17 protein-coding genes are annotated in these 13,029 nt (G+C 71.2%); 10 read left to right on the top strand and 7 right to left on the bottom strand.

The genetic code is table 11. The features are described 5' to 3' along the window. Positions 1–313 precede the first annotated feature (313 nt). Together AC6RUA_RS06385 and gfo6 are read left to right on the top strand one after the other, a co-directional pair. Complete coding sequence (locus AC6RUA_RS06385) at positions 314–1,543, top strand: eCIS core domain-containing protein (protein ID WP_499815097.1); 1,230 nt, start codon at positions 314–316, stop codon at positions 1,541–1,543. 98 nt (positions 1,544–1,641) lie between these two features. Continuing rightward, positions 1,642–2,709, top strand: a complete 1,068-nt coding sequence (gene gfo6, locus AC6RUA_RS06380; protein ID WP_499815096.1) for a D-xylose 1-dehydrogenase Gfo6 — start codon at positions 1,642–1,644, stop codon at positions 2,707–2,709. An 87-nt stretch (positions 2,710–2,796) separates the two neighbouring features. Here the strand turns inward: gfo6 and AC6RUA_RS06375 are convergent, their stop codons facing one another. Then, entirely contained in the window at positions 2,797–3,420 is a 624-nt protein-coding gene (locus AC6RUA_RS06375; protein WP_499815095.1) for a class I SAM-dependent methyltransferase, read from the bottom strand. Positions 3,421–3,658: 238 nt separating this feature from the next. On the opposite strand from AC6RUA_RS06375, the gene AC6RUA_RS06370 reads away from it, so the two are divergent. Continuing rightward, complete coding sequence (locus AC6RUA_RS06370; protein WP_499815094.1) at positions 3,659–3,853, top strand: cold-shock protein; 195 nt, start codon at positions 3,659–3,661, stop codon at positions 3,851–3,853. Positions 3,854–3,987: 134 nt separating this feature from the next. Here the strand turns inward: AC6RUA_RS06370 and AC6RUA_RS06365 are convergent, their stop codons facing one another. After that, positions 3,988–4,443, bottom strand: a complete 456-nt coding sequence (locus AC6RUA_RS06365) for a pyridoxamine 5'-phosphate oxidase family protein (protein WP_499815093.1) — start codon at positions 4,441–4,443, stop codon at positions 3,988–3,990. Here AC6RUA_RS06365 and AC6RUA_RS06360 point away from each other — a divergent pair. Further along, positions 4,357–5,544, top strand: coding sequence for a universal stress protein (locus AC6RUA_RS06360; RefSeq protein ID WP_499815092.1), 1,188 nt, complete (start codon positions 4,357–4,359; stop codon positions 5,542–5,544). The genes AC6RUA_RS06365 and AC6RUA_RS06360 overlap by 87 nt on opposite strands. A gap of 63 nt (positions 5,545–5,607) precedes the next feature. Here AC6RUA_RS06360 and AC6RUA_RS06355 read toward each other — a convergent pair whose 3' ends face one another. Next, on the bottom strand, positions 5,608–5,778 hold the full coding sequence (locus AC6RUA_RS06355; protein ID WP_499815091.1) for a hypothetical protein: 171 nt from the start codon (positions 5,776–5,778) through the stop codon (positions 5,608–5,610). Positions 5,779–5,878: 100 nt separating this feature from the next. Between AC6RUA_RS06355 and AC6RUA_RS06350 the strand changes: the two genes are divergently transcribed. Continuing rightward, on the top strand, positions 5,879–6,256 hold the full coding sequence (locus tag AC6RUA_RS06350; RefSeq protein WP_499815090.1) for a DCC1-like thiol-disulfide oxidoreductase family protein: 378 nt from the start codon (positions 5,879–5,881) through the stop codon (positions 6,254–6,256). 10 nt (positions 6,257–6,266) lie between these two features. Here the strand turns inward: AC6RUA_RS06350 and AC6RUA_RS06345 are convergent, their stop codons facing one another. Next, positions 6,267–7,745 (bottom strand): lipase maturation factor family protein, encoded by a 1,479-nt coding sequence (locus tag AC6RUA_RS06345; RefSeq protein ID WP_499815089.1) that lies wholly within the window; start codon positions 7,743–7,745, stop codon positions 6,267–6,269. Positions 7,746–7,848: 103 nt separating this feature from the next. On the opposite strand from AC6RUA_RS06345, the gene AC6RUA_RS06340 reads away from it, so the two are divergent. The 3 genes from AC6RUA_RS06340 (at position 7,849) to AC6RUA_RS06330 (ending at position 10,276) form a co-directional block, all read left to right on the top strand. Further along, entirely contained in the window at positions 7,849–9,096 is a 1,248-nt protein-coding gene (locus tag AC6RUA_RS06340; RefSeq protein ID WP_499815088.1) for a WD40/YVTN/BNR-like repeat-containing protein, read from the top strand. 104 nt (positions 9,097–9,200) lie between these two features. Further along, the gene (locus AC6RUA_RS06335) at positions 9,201–9,722 is read left to right on the top strand and encodes a metal-dependent hydrolase (RefSeq protein WP_499815087.1); all 522 of its coding nucleotides are present in this window, start codon (positions 9,201–9,203) and stop codon (positions 9,720–9,722) included. Continuing rightward, the gene (locus AC6RUA_RS06330; RefSeq protein WP_499815086.1) at positions 9,719–10,276 is read left to right on the top strand and encodes a hypothetical protein; all 558 of its coding nucleotides are present in this window, start codon (positions 9,719–9,721) and stop codon (positions 10,274–10,276) included. Before AC6RUA_RS06335 ends, AC6RUA_RS06330 begins: the two co-directional genes overlap by 4 nt. A 105-nt stretch (positions 10,277–10,381) precedes the next feature. Here the strand turns inward: AC6RUA_RS06330 and AC6RUA_RS06325 are convergent, their stop codons facing one another. Both AC6RUA_RS06325 and AC6RUA_RS06320 read right to left on the bottom strand, forming a co-directional pair. Further along, on the bottom strand, positions 10,382–10,504 hold the full coding sequence (locus AC6RUA_RS06325; RefSeq protein ID WP_499815085.1) for a hypothetical protein: 123 nt from the start codon (positions 10,502–10,504) through the stop codon (positions 10,382–10,384). Next, positions 10,501–11,064, bottom strand: coding sequence for a hypothetical protein (locus AC6RUA_RS06320; protein WP_499815084.1), 564 nt, complete (start codon positions 11,062–11,064; stop codon positions 10,501–10,503). Before AC6RUA_RS06320 ends, AC6RUA_RS06325 begins: the two co-directional genes overlap by 4 nt. Before the next feature lie 131 nt (positions 11,065–11,195). On the opposite strand from AC6RUA_RS06320, the gene AC6RUA_RS06315 reads away from it, so the two are divergent. Beyond that, positions 11,196–11,834, top strand: coding sequence for a DUF1989 domain-containing protein (locus AC6RUA_RS06315; protein ID WP_499815083.1), 639 nt, complete (start codon positions 11,196–11,198; stop codon positions 11,832–11,834). 49 nt (positions 11,835–11,883) lie between these two features. Continuing rightward, a complete protein-coding gene (locus AC6RUA_RS06310; RefSeq protein ID WP_499815082.1) occupies positions 11,884–12,627 on the top strand; it encodes a YqcI/YcgG family protein in 744 nt (247 codons plus the stop codon). Between the two features lie 3 nt (positions 12,628–12,630). On the opposite strand, the gene AC6RUA_RS06305 is transcribed toward AC6RUA_RS06310, so the two are convergent. Further along, complete coding sequence (locus tag AC6RUA_RS06305) at positions 12,631–13,020, bottom strand: pyridoxamine 5'-phosphate oxidase family protein (protein ID WP_499815081.1); 390 nt, start codon at positions 13,018–13,020, stop codon at positions 12,631–12,633. Positions 13,021–13,029: the final 9 nt, after the last annotated feature.

Here is a 13,029-nt window from a genome sequence, read left to right as displayed (position 1 = left end):
CACCTCACCTTCGGCGACATCCGGTCCCGTCGCCGTCACCTCGACCCGCCGACCGAGGGCGGGAGGCGTCGCGCTCGACGCCCGGGACGGACGGCCTGCCGCGCGAGCGCGGGTGGCGCCGGGAGGGGGACGACAGGCATGAGATACGCGGACGAGACAGCCGGTTCGAGGCGACGAACGACGGCCCGACGCGCCGGCGGGCGCAGCGACGCCGCGCGGCCCGGACACATCGGGGGGCGACGCCGGCGCGAGCGAGCGTCACCCCCTCGCTCGCCTCCAGCGGAGTCACGGCAACCGGGCGGTTCGGCGGCTGGTGGTCGACGCCCGACGGTCACCGGTCCCGACCGCCGACCGCGCCGAACGCGAGGCGGACCGGGTGGCCGACGCGGCGGTGGGGACGTGGGCGACCGGACGCGACGGCGCCGCTCCCGAGCGGCCCCGCTCCCCCGCCGGGAGCGGGACGGCCGACGCCGGCCGCCTCGCGGCTCACACGGGGAGGGGTCGCTCGCTGCCGCGAACCGTCTCCGACCGGCTCTCCGCCGGACTCGGGCACGACTTCTCCCGGGTACGCGTCCACGCCGACGCGAACGCGGCGGAGGTGGCGGAGCTACTCCACGCGAGAGCGGTGACGTACGGCGCGGACGTGTTCTTCGGCCGGAACGAGTTCGCGCCGCACACCGACGACGGACGACGCCTCCTCGCGCACGAACTGACACACGTCGTCCAGCAGGAAGGACGCCGTCCCGTCCCGCAGCGACAGCAGGTGCCACCGGAACTCCTGCGCCGACCCGACTTGGGAGCCATGAGCGACGCGGACCTCCAGGCCCGGTACGACCTGATAACGGCGACGCGTGCGACGTTCGACCAGGAGACGCCCGTGGCCGACCTGCTAGAACAGGAAGCGGGACGCGTCGGCGTCGAACTCGGACGCCGGCGGGCGCTCGCGGCGGGGCGGACGTTCACGCCCGAAGCCATCGCCCGGATGCGAAACCACTTCGTCGCCAATGCGACCTCGGCGAACCCGGCGAGCTGCATCGCGACGCTGAACGAGGGAGTGCGGCTGCTGTTGAACGACCCGACGCAGGCCGTCGACAGCGAGGTCCACACCACGATGGGCGAACTGGCTCGTTCGGGCCTGGTCGAGTCCCGGGAGGTCGTCGAGTTCGAGGACTCGCGGGGGCGGGTGACCTCGGGCGTGCGCCGCCCCGACCGGCTCCACGAGAGCGTCTGGGACACGCTCGTCGGGATGGCCGGCGGCGACCCCGGGTGGAGCGTCTTCGGGCTGAGCATCATGGACGGCTACCACAGCGTGACGCTGACGCTCGACAACACGGACCCCTCGAACCCCCGCGTGTACTGGTCGGACCAGTGGCGTTCCCGCGGCGGGTGGCAGGAGTTCACCCGCGCGACGCTCGACGCGGAGATAACGCGGCTGACACAGCGGTGGTGGGACGGCAAACCCGCGGGGCGCAAACCGCGGACCCGGACGACGCTGTGGCGGCTTCGCAGCAGCGAGGCGGCTCCGGTGGCTCCGAACCCGTGACCGCCGGGACCTGTTCGAACCTGGAGTATTCGGGCGGTTCCGGGAGAATACCGCTTCCAGAGTAAATATTTTCGACCCGGCGCCCGACCCGTCTACCAGTGCAAGACATCGACTTCGACGGACTCGTCGAACGCGACTGGGACGTGGAGACGGACGCGGAACCGGTCCGGTTCGCCATGGTCGGTCTCGGCTGGTGGACCCGCGAGCAGGCCATCCCCGCCGTCGAGGACGCCGACTACGCGGAGACGACCGTGCTGGTCACCGGGTCGCCCGAGAAGGCGGAGGACGTCGCGGCCGACGTCGACTCGGTCACGGCGACGCTCTCGTACGAGGAGTACGCCGACGGCGAGGCGACGGACGAGTACGACGCGGTGTACGTCTGCACGCCGAACGCGCTCCACCGGGAGCACGTCGAGGCGGCGGCCGCCCACGACAAGGCCGTCCTCTGTGAGAAGCCGCTCGAAGCCACCGTCGAGGAGGCGGAGGCCATCGTCGAGACGTGCGAGTCGGCCGACGTGCCGCTGATGGTCGCGTACCGCGTCACGACCGGGCCGGCCGCGCGCCGCGCCCGCGACCTGATTCGAGACGGTGCCATCGGCGAGGTGGTCAGCGTCCTCGGGCAGATGTCCGACACGATACTGGACTCGGTCGGACCGGACTCCTGGCGGCTCGACCCCGACCTCTCGGGCGGGACGACCATCAACGACATCGGCATCTACCCGCTGAACGCGATGCGGTTCGTCCTCGACGAGGGACCGCGGGCGGTCCAAGCGACGACGACGACGGCCCAGTCGGAGTTCGAGGGCGCCGACGAGCACGCGGCGTTCACGCTGGAGTTCTCCGACTCGCTGCTCGCGGCGTGCGCGGTGAGCCACAGCGCCGCCGTGGAATCCAGCCTCCGGTTCGTCGGGACCGAGGGCGAACTCACGCTCGAGGGCCTGTTCTTCCCCGACGCGGAGAAGGTGCTGCGCCTGTCGCGCGGCGGCGTCGAGGCGGAGTTCCGCCCGGACGCTCCCAACCAGATGCTCGAGGAGTTCGACTACTTCGCGAACCACCTCCAGCGCGGCGCGGCGTTCGAGGCCGACGGCGAGATGGGGGTCGCCGACATGCGCGCCATCGAGGCGCTGTACGAGTCGGCCGAGACCGGCGAGCGGGTCGAACTGTAGGCCGGGACCGCAGCCGACCGCGCGGCCTCTCACGGCCGTCCACGGAGGGCCGGACGGCGGGGGAACGCCCGGCGAGTGGGGACCGTCTCAGGTTCGCGCGGAACGGAACACTCGTATCGTGTCCCGGTTTGCGGACTCGACCTCCACCTCGACGAGCCCCAGGTCGGTGAAGATGCGACTCCAGTCGCGGTAGTAGAGCGGGAACTCGTCGTTGACGTAGTTCACCTCCGGACCGGTCCCCGGCGGGTGCGTGGTCTCCGTCTCGATCTCCGCGGTGACGAGGAGGTCGCCCGTGACGCGAGCCAGTTCCTCGAACACCCACTCGTCGTCCGGAGGGAGGTGCTGGAGCGTCTCCACGGAGTAGACCGCGTCGAACTCCCCATCGGCGAACCCCCCGACGACGTCCTGGATGGCGTCGCGGTAGAACGTCCCTGCGGCGGCGAGGTCGGGGTACGCCTCCCGCATCACGTCGAACGCGTCCCTGTTGACGTCGATGCCCGACAGGTGCTCGTAACCGTGCTCGTGCAGGTGCGAGAGGTGCCGACCCGAACTGCAGCCGAGTTCCAGAACCGACGCGCTCCGGTTCAGGAACCGGTCGAGAACACCGCGAATCGACTCGCTGGTTTCGTTCGGACCGTAGTAGGCGTAGTACCCCGGCGAGAACTCCCCGGACTGCTCTGCCCACTGGCGGCGGACCTGTTCAGAATTCACGTGTACGGACTCCTGGGAGCGCGTATAGGCCCGTCGAACTCGACGTGGCGTCGAAACGGTGAGTTATCCAGAGGCTACGGCTCGTTGTGCCGAATCGGGTACCGAACCACTCTCGACTTCGGCAATCCAGCGAATGAGGCCAAATTCGGAGTATGTGTGGCCGTTCGTCGCTCGATACTCCGAACCCGTGGACGAATACGGAAGGCTTTTCACGCCACTGGGCGTGAGTTCGGACGCAATGGCAACCGGTACGGTCGACTTCTTCAACGACACTGGCGGTTACGGTTTCATCGAGACTGAGGACTCCGACGAGGACGTCTTCTTCCACATGGAGGACGTCGGCGGCGAGGACCTGACGGAGGGAACCGAGGTAGAGTTCGACATCGAACAGGCCCCCAAGGGACCGCGCGCGACGAACGTCGTCCGCCTCTAACGGGAGTCCCGACCCGTCGCTCCGAGCGACGCGCGTTTCCGTTCTTTCGAGCTATCTCGTCGTCGAGCCCCTCGCTTCGCGGCGCGAGCGACGGGCCGGGTCGACGGCGCGGCGGCGCTCGCTCGCCCGCTGCGTCACTCCTCTCGGAACTCCCGCATCCGCTCCGTGTAGTCCCAACTGTAGACGACCCGCGGCTGGATGCGGATGCGGACCTCCTCGCGGTCGTCCTCGAGCAGCCACTCGGCGAGCGGGGAGTCGGTCCCGCCGAGGTAGCGCCCCATGAGGTCGCGAAGCACCGACTTCTCCCGGTCGGTGGAGAACGACGCCGTCCCGTTCCCCCTGACCCCGCGGTAGGGGGGCTCGTTCGTCGACACGTCGAACGCGCACTCCGAGTCGTTCTGGATGTAGCCCACGACGTCCGCGTTCGCCCACGTCGCACACTCGAACGACCCCTCCCGGTAGCGGTACCACAGCGTGACCACCCACAGCGACCCGTCCGGCCGGTGGGTCGCGAGCCTGACCGGGACCGTCGTCTCCCGGAGGAACGACTCCACCTCGTTCTCGCTCCACGCCCCGCGGAACCTCGTCATACCCGGTCGGTTCGCGCGGCGGCCGCAAAAACACTCGCACCCGCCTCTCTGCCGGGCGTCGTCGGCAACCTGATTCTCCTCGGGAACATCGTCTTCCGGGCGCCGCTCATCGCGACACTCGCGCTCGGCGCGGAACTCGTCGGCGTCGCCCTCTGGTTCGCCATCCGCCGCACCGGTCCGTCCGAGGAGCGACTCGAGGAGGAGACGCCGACTGCCCTCGCGGAGTACACCCAGTCGGACCGCGACTACCAGCTGGTGGTCCCCGTCGCCGACGAGACGAACGTCGAGCAGTTGATGCGGACCGCGACGGACCTGGTGGCCGACCGCGACGGCGAACTGCTGGTGATGAACGCGGTGACGCTCCCCCGACAGACCCCCTACGCGGAGGGACGCGACCGGGTGGACGAGGGCCGGCCGGTCGTCGAGCGGGCGATGGACGTGGCCGAGGAGGCGAGCGTCCCCGTGAGCGGCACCATCAAACTCACTCACGACCCGACCGACGCCATCCTGAACACGGTCGAACAGCACGACAGCGACGCAGTCCTCATGGGGTGGGGCGGCCGACGGCCGAACCGCCGCGACATCGTGCTCGGGAGCACCGTCGACGCCGTCGCCACCGAGGCGGACGCCGACGTCTACGTCGAGGAGGTGTTCACCGGCGACGGCGACGTCGACTCCATCCTCCTCCCGTGGGTCGACAGCACCCACGCGGGCCTCGCGGCCGAGACGGCGGCGGCCGTCGCCCGAGCGACCGGCGCGCACATCGACGTCGTCCACGTGGTTGAGGACGGCGACCACGACGGGACCGAGGAGACGCTCGCGAACGCCGAGGAGACGCTGACCGAGCAGGCGGAGGCGTTCGACGAGTCGACGCTGGAGTTCGACACCCGGACCGTCGAGGGCGGTGACATCGAGGACGTCCTCGTCGAGGAGGCGAGCGACCACGACGTGACCACGCTCGGCGCCACGCGCGAGGGCATCCTCGAGAAGTTCGTCTTCGGCTCCGTCCCCGAGGGCGTGGCCGACCGGGTCGACAACACCACCATCATCTCCCAGCGGAACGTCGGCGTCGACTCGCGGCTCAAGCGGCTGTTCTCGTAATCCGGCGTCGGGCATCCTCCCCTTCCTCCTCTTCGTCGCGCGCCGTCGGTCGACGCGCTCGACTCAGCAGTCGAGTTCGCGTCGGATGCCCGCCGCGAGACAGCCGGCTCCGACGACGACGAGCGCCGCGCCGGCGGTCCAGGAGGGCGACCACGGAGTCGGGAGGTCGACCAGCCAGAGTCCGGCGACCAGCGCGACGCCGCCCCCCACGACGAGTTCGACGAACCGTTCCATCGGGGGAGGGAGGTCCGACGACCGGGTGAACCTACCGCCCGCCTCCGCCGGCCGTCGAGCGACCGTAGAGGTTAGTGGCTCCCGCCCGTGGGGGGTAGGCGTGACCGACACCGTCCTCGTCTACGACGACGACTGCGGGTTCTGTACGTGGTGGGCCGAGTTCTTCGCCGCCCGCACGGGGGTGCGACCCGTCGGCTTCTCGGAACTCGACCCGGCGCTCCGGCAGCGCCTCCCGGACGACTACGAGGCGTGCTCGCACCTCGTGACCGACGCGGCCGTCTACTCGTGCGGCGCGTCGGCCGAGGAGGCGCTGCTCCGGACCGACGCCGGGTCGCTCCTCCGACCCGTCGCGGACCGCCTCCGGCGCGTCGGCGCGTACCGGACCGTCCGCGAGCGGGCGTACCGGGCCGTCGCTGACACCCGGTCGCTCTGGGGGAACGTGCTCTCGAAGTCACCGCCCGCGAGGAACGACCGCTAGTCCCGACCGCTCAGCCGGCGTCGGCCGGTCGACCCACTCCCCGAGCGCGGAGGTCCGACAGCGAGACCGGGGGGACGTACGTTCCGACGCGCTCGCGCTCCCACCACTCTCCCGTCTCCCCCCGCTCTTCGGGTGTTGTGAACCGGTAGCGGTAGCGCGTCACCCGGAGCTTCTCGGGCGGGTCGTCCGGGAAGGGGTCGCGCTCGACGAGCGAGCGCGTGCCGGGGTCGTGCTCCAGGAGTCGCGCGAGGAACGCGATGAACCACCGCTGTCGGGGGCCGGGGCGGGGGCGCATCGCGGCGAACCAGAGCTGCCAGTCCAGCCGGAGGTGGTACGGCGTCCACTGGCGCGGGCGCTCGTCCGTCCGGACGGGCTGGCCGTGGAACTCGTACGCGCGCCAGTCGCCCGCGCCGGGGTCGTCCGCGCTCGTCCCCTCGACGACGAGTTGGTGGCGCTCGCTCGTGACCGACCCGAACGCGCCGTAGGCGTTGACGAGACTGAGCGGGTCGTACGACGCGTTCATCGCCTGCGACTCCGAGAGCACGTTCCGAACGGGTCGGACGCTCAGCGCGACGACGAGCACCGCGACGAGCAGCGCGCTCGCCTCGAGGTACAGCGGCGGGGGGGCGGCCGCGGGCGCCTCGACGGGGAGGACGCGCGCGAGCACCCCGTCGCTGAACGCCGCGACCGCCTGGACGACCGTGAGCGCGTTCAGCCACGAGAAGTTCCCGGTCGCCATGAGCCACCCCTGAAAGAGGACGGTCGCGGCCCCGCCGACCGCGGCGTACGGCTGGGGGGCGAAGTAGAGGAACGGCACCGCGAGTTCGACCACGTGGTTACCGAGCGTCTCGACCCGGTGGACCCGGTCGGGGAGGTGGTGGGCGTACCAGCTCCCGGGGTTGGGCATCGGCTGCGTCTCGTAGTGGTAGTCGAGGCAGGTCAGTTCCCGCCAGCAGTCGTCGCCGCGTATCTTGATGAGTCCGGCGCCGAACATGTTTCGGAACAGTACCCACTTCAGCAACCAGACGACGACCACCGGCGGGCCGGACGCGCCCGCGCCGAGGAAGACGGCGAGAAACCCCGTCTCGAGGAGCATCGACTCCCAACCGTAGCCGTAGAACACCCGGCCCGCGTTGACGAACGAGAGGTACAGCGCCCACATCGCGGCCCAGAGGAGCATCGACGCGGGGACGGCGTACGGTTCGGCGAGCGCGTACGGGACGCCGACGAGCGCCGCGAGCGCGAGCGCCACGCCGGTCCAGGCGGCCGCGCCGACGACCCGGTCGTCCGGCAGGAGGTGAAAGAGGCCGGGGCGGTCCCGGAACGCCGCTCGGTCGGCGTACTCGCTCAGGGGGAGGAGGCCGTCCTCGCCCGCGAGCGGTCGAAACTGCCGCGCGGCGACGAGGAACGCGACGAGATAGACGGCGGCGAGCCCCCGCTGGAAGACGAATCGAACGAGCCAGTACCCGTCCGCGCCCCACCCGCCCATACGCCGACGCGAGTCGCGGCGCACGCAAATGCGTACCGGCACCCGGGTCGGCCGGCCGTCCCGCGACCGAAAGGCCTGCCCCTCGCGAGCACGAACGCCGCCCATGGCCGACCGCTCGTCGGACGGGTTCGCCGCGTTCTTCCGCCGGTACGTCAAGAGCTGGCAGCACGCGCTGGCGACGGCGCTGCTCACCGCGTTCGGGACGCTGACGTTCCTCCACTGGGGGTTCGCCGTCGTCGGACTCGCCGTCTACGCGCTCCCGCCGGTCGTCCTCTACCGACGCGACGCGTTCGCCGACGTATCCGACGCGTCCGGCGCGTCCGGCGCGGCCGTCGAGGGACCGGCGGATGACGGTTCGACGGACGGAGACACCCCTGCAGCGTCGGACGGGCGCGAACGACCCGACGCGTCCGCCGTCGCGGACGACGAGGGTGAGGGGGACGACGGGACCGACGACGAGTCGGACGCCGACCGGATTCGAGCGCCGTGGTCGACCGTCGAGACGCCGACGACGGCAGACCTGTCGGACGCCGCGCTGGCGGGGTCGTCCGGTTACGCCGTCGGCGCCGGCGGGGTCGTCATCGCGGACGAGGGCGACGGGGAGTGGACGCGCGCGCTCCCGGACGGGCCGGGTGCGGCGGGGTCGGACCTGACCGGCGTGGACGCGACGGCGGACGGGGAGGCGGCGTGGGTCGCCGGCGACGGTGGCGCGCTCGGTCGCCTGCGCGCGGGGACGGGGCGCCACGAGGACCACTCCGACCCGGCGGGCGTGACGGGCGGCTGGACGGACGTCGCGGTCTGCGGCCCCGCCGGTCGGGAGACGGTGCTCCTCGTGAACGGCTCCGGACAACTCCTCCGTGGGACGTACCACGACGGCGAGGTGGCGTGGGACGCGCCGGCGAAACCCGGGAGCGGGTCGAGTTTCGCGGGGGCGTCGCTGGCCGACGGAGGGCGCGGCGTCGTCTGCGACACGAACGACGGCGTGTTCGAGACGCGCGACGGCGACGACGCGCGACGAATCGGTCTCGACGGGGCGTCGGGGACGCTCTCGGCGGTCGTCACCACCGCAGACGGCTGTCTCGTGGCCGACGACGACGGCGTACTCCACCGCTACGACGGGACGAACTGGACGCCCGACCGTCTCGGTTCGGCGGCGCTCCGGGCCGTCGACGCCCGGGAGGGTCGCGAGGCGGCGGTCGACGGTGACGGCGCCGTCTTCGAGCGGACGGCCGCGGCGGGGTGGGAGCGGCGGGCGACGCCGGCGCCGTCGCTGTCCGGCATCGCCGTCGGCGACGATCGGTCGGTGGCCGTCGCTCCGGGCGGGACGCTCCTGGAGTCGGAGCGGTCGTGACCCGCGACGCGTTCGGCCGCCCGTTCCCGTCCGGTGGATGCCGACTTGTGGCTGGGTAGTAACACGGCTACAAGATACTAATGTGCCGTCGGTGTTGTGGAGGTGTGCAGTCACCAGGACACATCGGAATGGCGCTCCTGCTCGCGGCGCCGGTCTGGTTCGTCTTCGACGACCTGAAGGCGAGTCTCGCGTTCGCGGCGCTCGCGGCGTCGACCGGAATGTTCCCGGACGGCGACATCGTGTTGATGCGCTACTTCTTCGTCGAACACCACGGGCTGACGCACAGTTTCGTGTTCACCATCCCCGCCGCACTCGTGTTGGGCGCAGTCGTCGCGGGGGTCTACCTCCTGGTCCGGGACGGGAACGACCCGCCGGCGAGGGCCGTGTACGCGTTCGCGGCGGTCGGGTTGTTCACGGGGATGCTCGCGCACATGTTCGGCGACTTCCTTACGACGCCGGACGTCGCCCCGCCGCTGAAGCCGTTGTACCCCGTCTTGGAGACGCAAGTCATCCTCGACGTGGCGTACGTCAAGTCGAACCTGTGGAACCTCGGAACGCTCGTGCTCGGCGTCGCGGTGCAGTCGACGCTCGTAATCAGGCAGTACTTCGGTGGTCGATACTCATGAACGAGAATCGACGTAACTTCCTCTCGACGACGGCGGCGCTCGCAGCGGCCGGTCTCGCCGGCTGTTCGTCCGACTCCGGCGACAACAAGGCGCTCGGCCAGCCGACCAAGACCGTCACCACTCCGAAGGGGACCCAGCCGCAACGCCTCCCGTTCGGCGAGACGGTCGAGTTCCCGCGCGTGGCGCTCACGCTGTCGGCCCCCCGGGCGATGAAGACGTACGAGTGGAGCGAGTCCGGCGAGACCAAGACCGCGGACGCCGGCGAGGGGAAACAGTGGGTCATGGTCGGCGTCAGGGCCGAGAACGTCGCCGACAGGGAGGCTCGCCTCCCGCTCACGCTCGACTTCAAGGGCGTGCTCGGGAAGCGGATGTTCCACCCCGGTCGGAACAAGAGCAGGACCGCGAAGTACATCGGCGGGAAGGCGCCCCCCGGCGAGGTGCACGAGGGGGACATGGGATTCCTGGTGCCCGAGAGTGCCCAGACCGACGGCTTCCGCGTGCTGTACGAGGAACGGCGCACCAACGGTCTCCAGGCGGTCTGGTGGGAGCCCTGACCGGCGCGGACCGCCCGTCGCCCCCGACTCTCGGCCGACGAGTACCCGCTCGGTGTCGCCGGACCGGGTCGGCGGTGTGCCGGTCGTCTCCCCGAGCGGTCGCCGTTACTCGGCGGGCCGCTCTTCCTCCTCTCCCTCGTCGCTCTCGTCGTCGCCCGACTCGGTGACGGCCGGTTCCGCGTCGTCGTCGACGCTCCGCGGTTCGGCGTCACCGTCCGCCTCGTTCACCTCGTCCGCGTCCGAGTCCCCGTCGGCGGCGTCCTCGTCCGCTCCGTCTCCGCCGAGCGCCGCCTCGTCCTCGTCGTCTCGCCCTCGTCGGCGGCGCCCTCGGCGTCGGTCCCCGTCCCGACGACGTCCCGCTGGTCGACGTCGTCGGCGTCGACGTCGCTGTCGAGTTCGGTCGCGGTGTCGGTCTCGTCGATGTCGGCCGTCCCGGTGGTGACCACGTCGGACGCGTCGCCCTCGCCCGCGGGGCCGTCGTCGGTGTCCGTCTCCACGCTCCCGATGTCCGGCGAGGTGTCGGCGACTGACCGCTGGTCGACGTCCGCGTCGTCGAGCGTCGCGTCGGAACCGCGGCCGGAGCGACGCTGGAACGCGGCGAGTCCGAGCCAGAACCCGGCGGCGAGGAGGCGAACGACGCCGCGCCGTCGGTCGCCGCGTCGGAACGACTGGACGGCCCGCAACAGCGTGATACCGCCGCTCGCGGCGGAGAACGCGCCCGACCTGATGCCGCTCTTGAGTGCGCCCTTCACGCCCGATGCCTCTCCGGTGTGCGTCTCGTCGCTCATGCGCTCCCCGCTTCTCCCGCCAGACGCAAATTCATACCGGCAGGTCGGTGACCGGGCTCCCGCGGTGGGCGCTCGGTGCTCGGTCGGGTGGCCGTCGCGTGGCTTATCGGTCGCCGGGTCGTGCCGCCGCCATGGAGACGACGCGAATCCCGGCGAAGAGCGCGGCGGCAGTCGCCGTCGAAGAGGGGGAGACGCTCGGGGTCACGACGCCCGAACCGCGGCAGGTCGCCGACCTGGTCGCGTTCGACCGCGACGACCCCTCGACGGCGTTCGCCCAGTCGTACACCCGCGACCTGAACGGGAAGCTCCGCATCTCGACGGGCGACGCCCTCTACGCGACCGACGGGGGCGAACTGCTCACCATCGCCCGCGACGACTGCGGGGTCCACGACATCATGTTCGGCCCGTGTACGGCGTGGATGCTCACCGACCGACCGACCGGCGAGGGACGGCAGGACGAACCCGGCGGCTGCCGGGAGAACCTCGCGCTCGCGCTCGCGGAACGGGGCCTCGACGTTCCCGTCCCCGACACGATGAACCTGTTTCAGGCGTCCACCGTGACCGACCAGACGTACTTCGACGTGCGCGAGAGTCCCGCGGCCGCCGGCGACACCGTCGAGTTCCGTGCGGAACGGCCGGCGACGGTCGCGGTCTCCGCGTGTTCGGCGAAGGGCGTCGCCAGCGGCACGACGCTCACGCCCATCGACCTCCGGGTGCCGGACGGCACGGCCGTAGACCTCGCGTCGGTCCACGACGACCGCCCCTCGTGAGCGGGTGAGGCGCGCGACTTATCCGGCCGAACCCGCTTCTAGCGCGTGGATGTGGGACCTCCGAACGCGCGCGGAAGTCGAATCGGCCCTCGAGGCGGGGCGGTTGCGGGAGTGGGAGGCGCAGCGGTACCGGGCGTTCGACGCGACCATGACGGACGACGAGTCGCCGTTCCCGTGTTTCTTCGCGGTCGACGCCCACCGAGCGGGCGACCTCCGGTACCTCTTCGCCCCCTCGCCGGCGACCGAGACGGGTCGCCGGGCGGTGGCCGACGGCCTCGCGGCGTACCTCGACGAGGCGCGCGACATCGGCGACGTCACGTCGCTGGCGGTCTTCTTCGACCCTCCCGACGAGGAACTGCCGACGGCGGAGTACGTTGACCGGTTCTGGGACCTCCTCGCGTCGCTCCACCGCCGGGACCCCGACCCGTGGCCGTCCGACGTCCCCGTGGACCCGGCGGACCACGAGTGGGAGTTCTGCTACGCCGGCGAGCCGATGTTCGTCGTCGGCCGAGCGCCGTGTTACGAGCGCAGACACAGCCGGTACACCCCGCACGGCCTCGAACTCACCGTCCAGCCGCGCTGGGTGTTCGACGGACTCGGCGGCGACACCGAGGCGGGACAGGAGGCGCGGCAAGTGATCCGGGAGCGCCTCGACCGGTACGACGCCATCCCGCCGCACCCAGACATCGGCGACTACGGCGCGCCGGAGGTCCACGAGTGGGAGCAGTACATGCTCCCCGACGCGAACGACGAACGCGTCGACGAGTTCCCCGCCGAGAACTGGAGCGCCTGACGGTCAGTACGTCCGGTGGCTCGCGGAGCCGACGTCGATGCGGACGAGCGTGTTCTCGGCCGCCCACGCGTCCCCGTCGACCTCGTACTTCCGGTTGATGCGTCGGTTGGTCTCGCGGAAGGCGTCCTCGTCGTCGACGACGGTCGCTCGCCCGAGGAGGGTGACCGACCACTCCGGGATTCCGCCGTCGGTCTTCGCGACCGACAGCGAGACGAACGGGTTCTCGCGGAGGTTCGCCAGCTTCCGCCCCGTCGTCGCCACCTCGACGGCGTCCGCCTCGTACCGGTACCACACCGGCGCAACGTGCGGTCTGTTCGCCGCGCACGTCGCCAGGTGTGCGACCAGCGGTTCGCTCGTCAGTAGCTCCGCCGCTTCCTCGGGTACGACACTCATACAGGGGGA

This window comes from Halorarum sp. SLYT50, from assembly GCF_059821265.1.
Note: the sequence above shows the minus strand (reverse complement) of the source record. Positions and strands in the feature narration are given on the sequence as shown.

Coding starts and splice junctions, on each gene's coding strand:
- AC6RUA_RS06365 (WP_499815093.1), bottom strand. CDS start 4,443: ATGACGAGGTTCCGCGGGGCGTGGAGCGAGAACGAGGTGGAGTCGTTC.
- AC6RUA_RS06305 (WP_499815081.1), bottom strand. CDS start 13,020: ATGAGTGTCGTACCCGAGGAAGCGGCGGAGCTACTGACGAGCGAACCG.
- AC6RUA_RS06310 (WP_499815082.1), top strand. CDS start 11,884: ATGTGGGACCTCCGAACGCGCGCGGAAGTCGAATCGGCCCTCGAGGCG.
- AC6RUA_RS06345 (WP_499815089.1), bottom strand. CDS start 7,745: ATGGGCGGGTGGGGCGCGGACGGGTACTGGCTCGTTCGATTCGTCTTC.
- AC6RUA_RS06330 (WP_499815086.1), top strand. CDS start 9,719: ATGAACGAGAATCGACGTAACTTCCTCTCGACGACGGCGGCGCTCGCA.
- AC6RUA_RS06340 (WP_499815088.1), top strand. CDS start 7,849: ATGGCCGACCGCTCGTCGGACGGGTTCGCCGCGTTCTTCCGCCGGTAC.
- AC6RUA_RS06320 (WP_499815084.1), bottom strand. CDS start 11,064: ATGAGCGACGAGACGCACACCGGAGAGGCATCGGGCGTGAAGGGCGCA.
- AC6RUA_RS06355 (WP_499815091.1), bottom strand. CDS start 5,778: ATGGAACGGTTCGTCGAACTCGTCGTGGGGGGCGGCGTCGCGCTGGTC.
- AC6RUA_RS06315 (WP_499815083.1), top strand. CDS start 11,196: ATGGAGACGACGCGAATCCCGGCGAAGAGCGCGGCGGCAGTCGCCGTC.
- AC6RUA_RS06370 (WP_499815094.1), top strand. CDS start 3,659: ATGGCAACCGGTACGGTCGACTTCTTCAACGACACTGGCGGTTACGGT.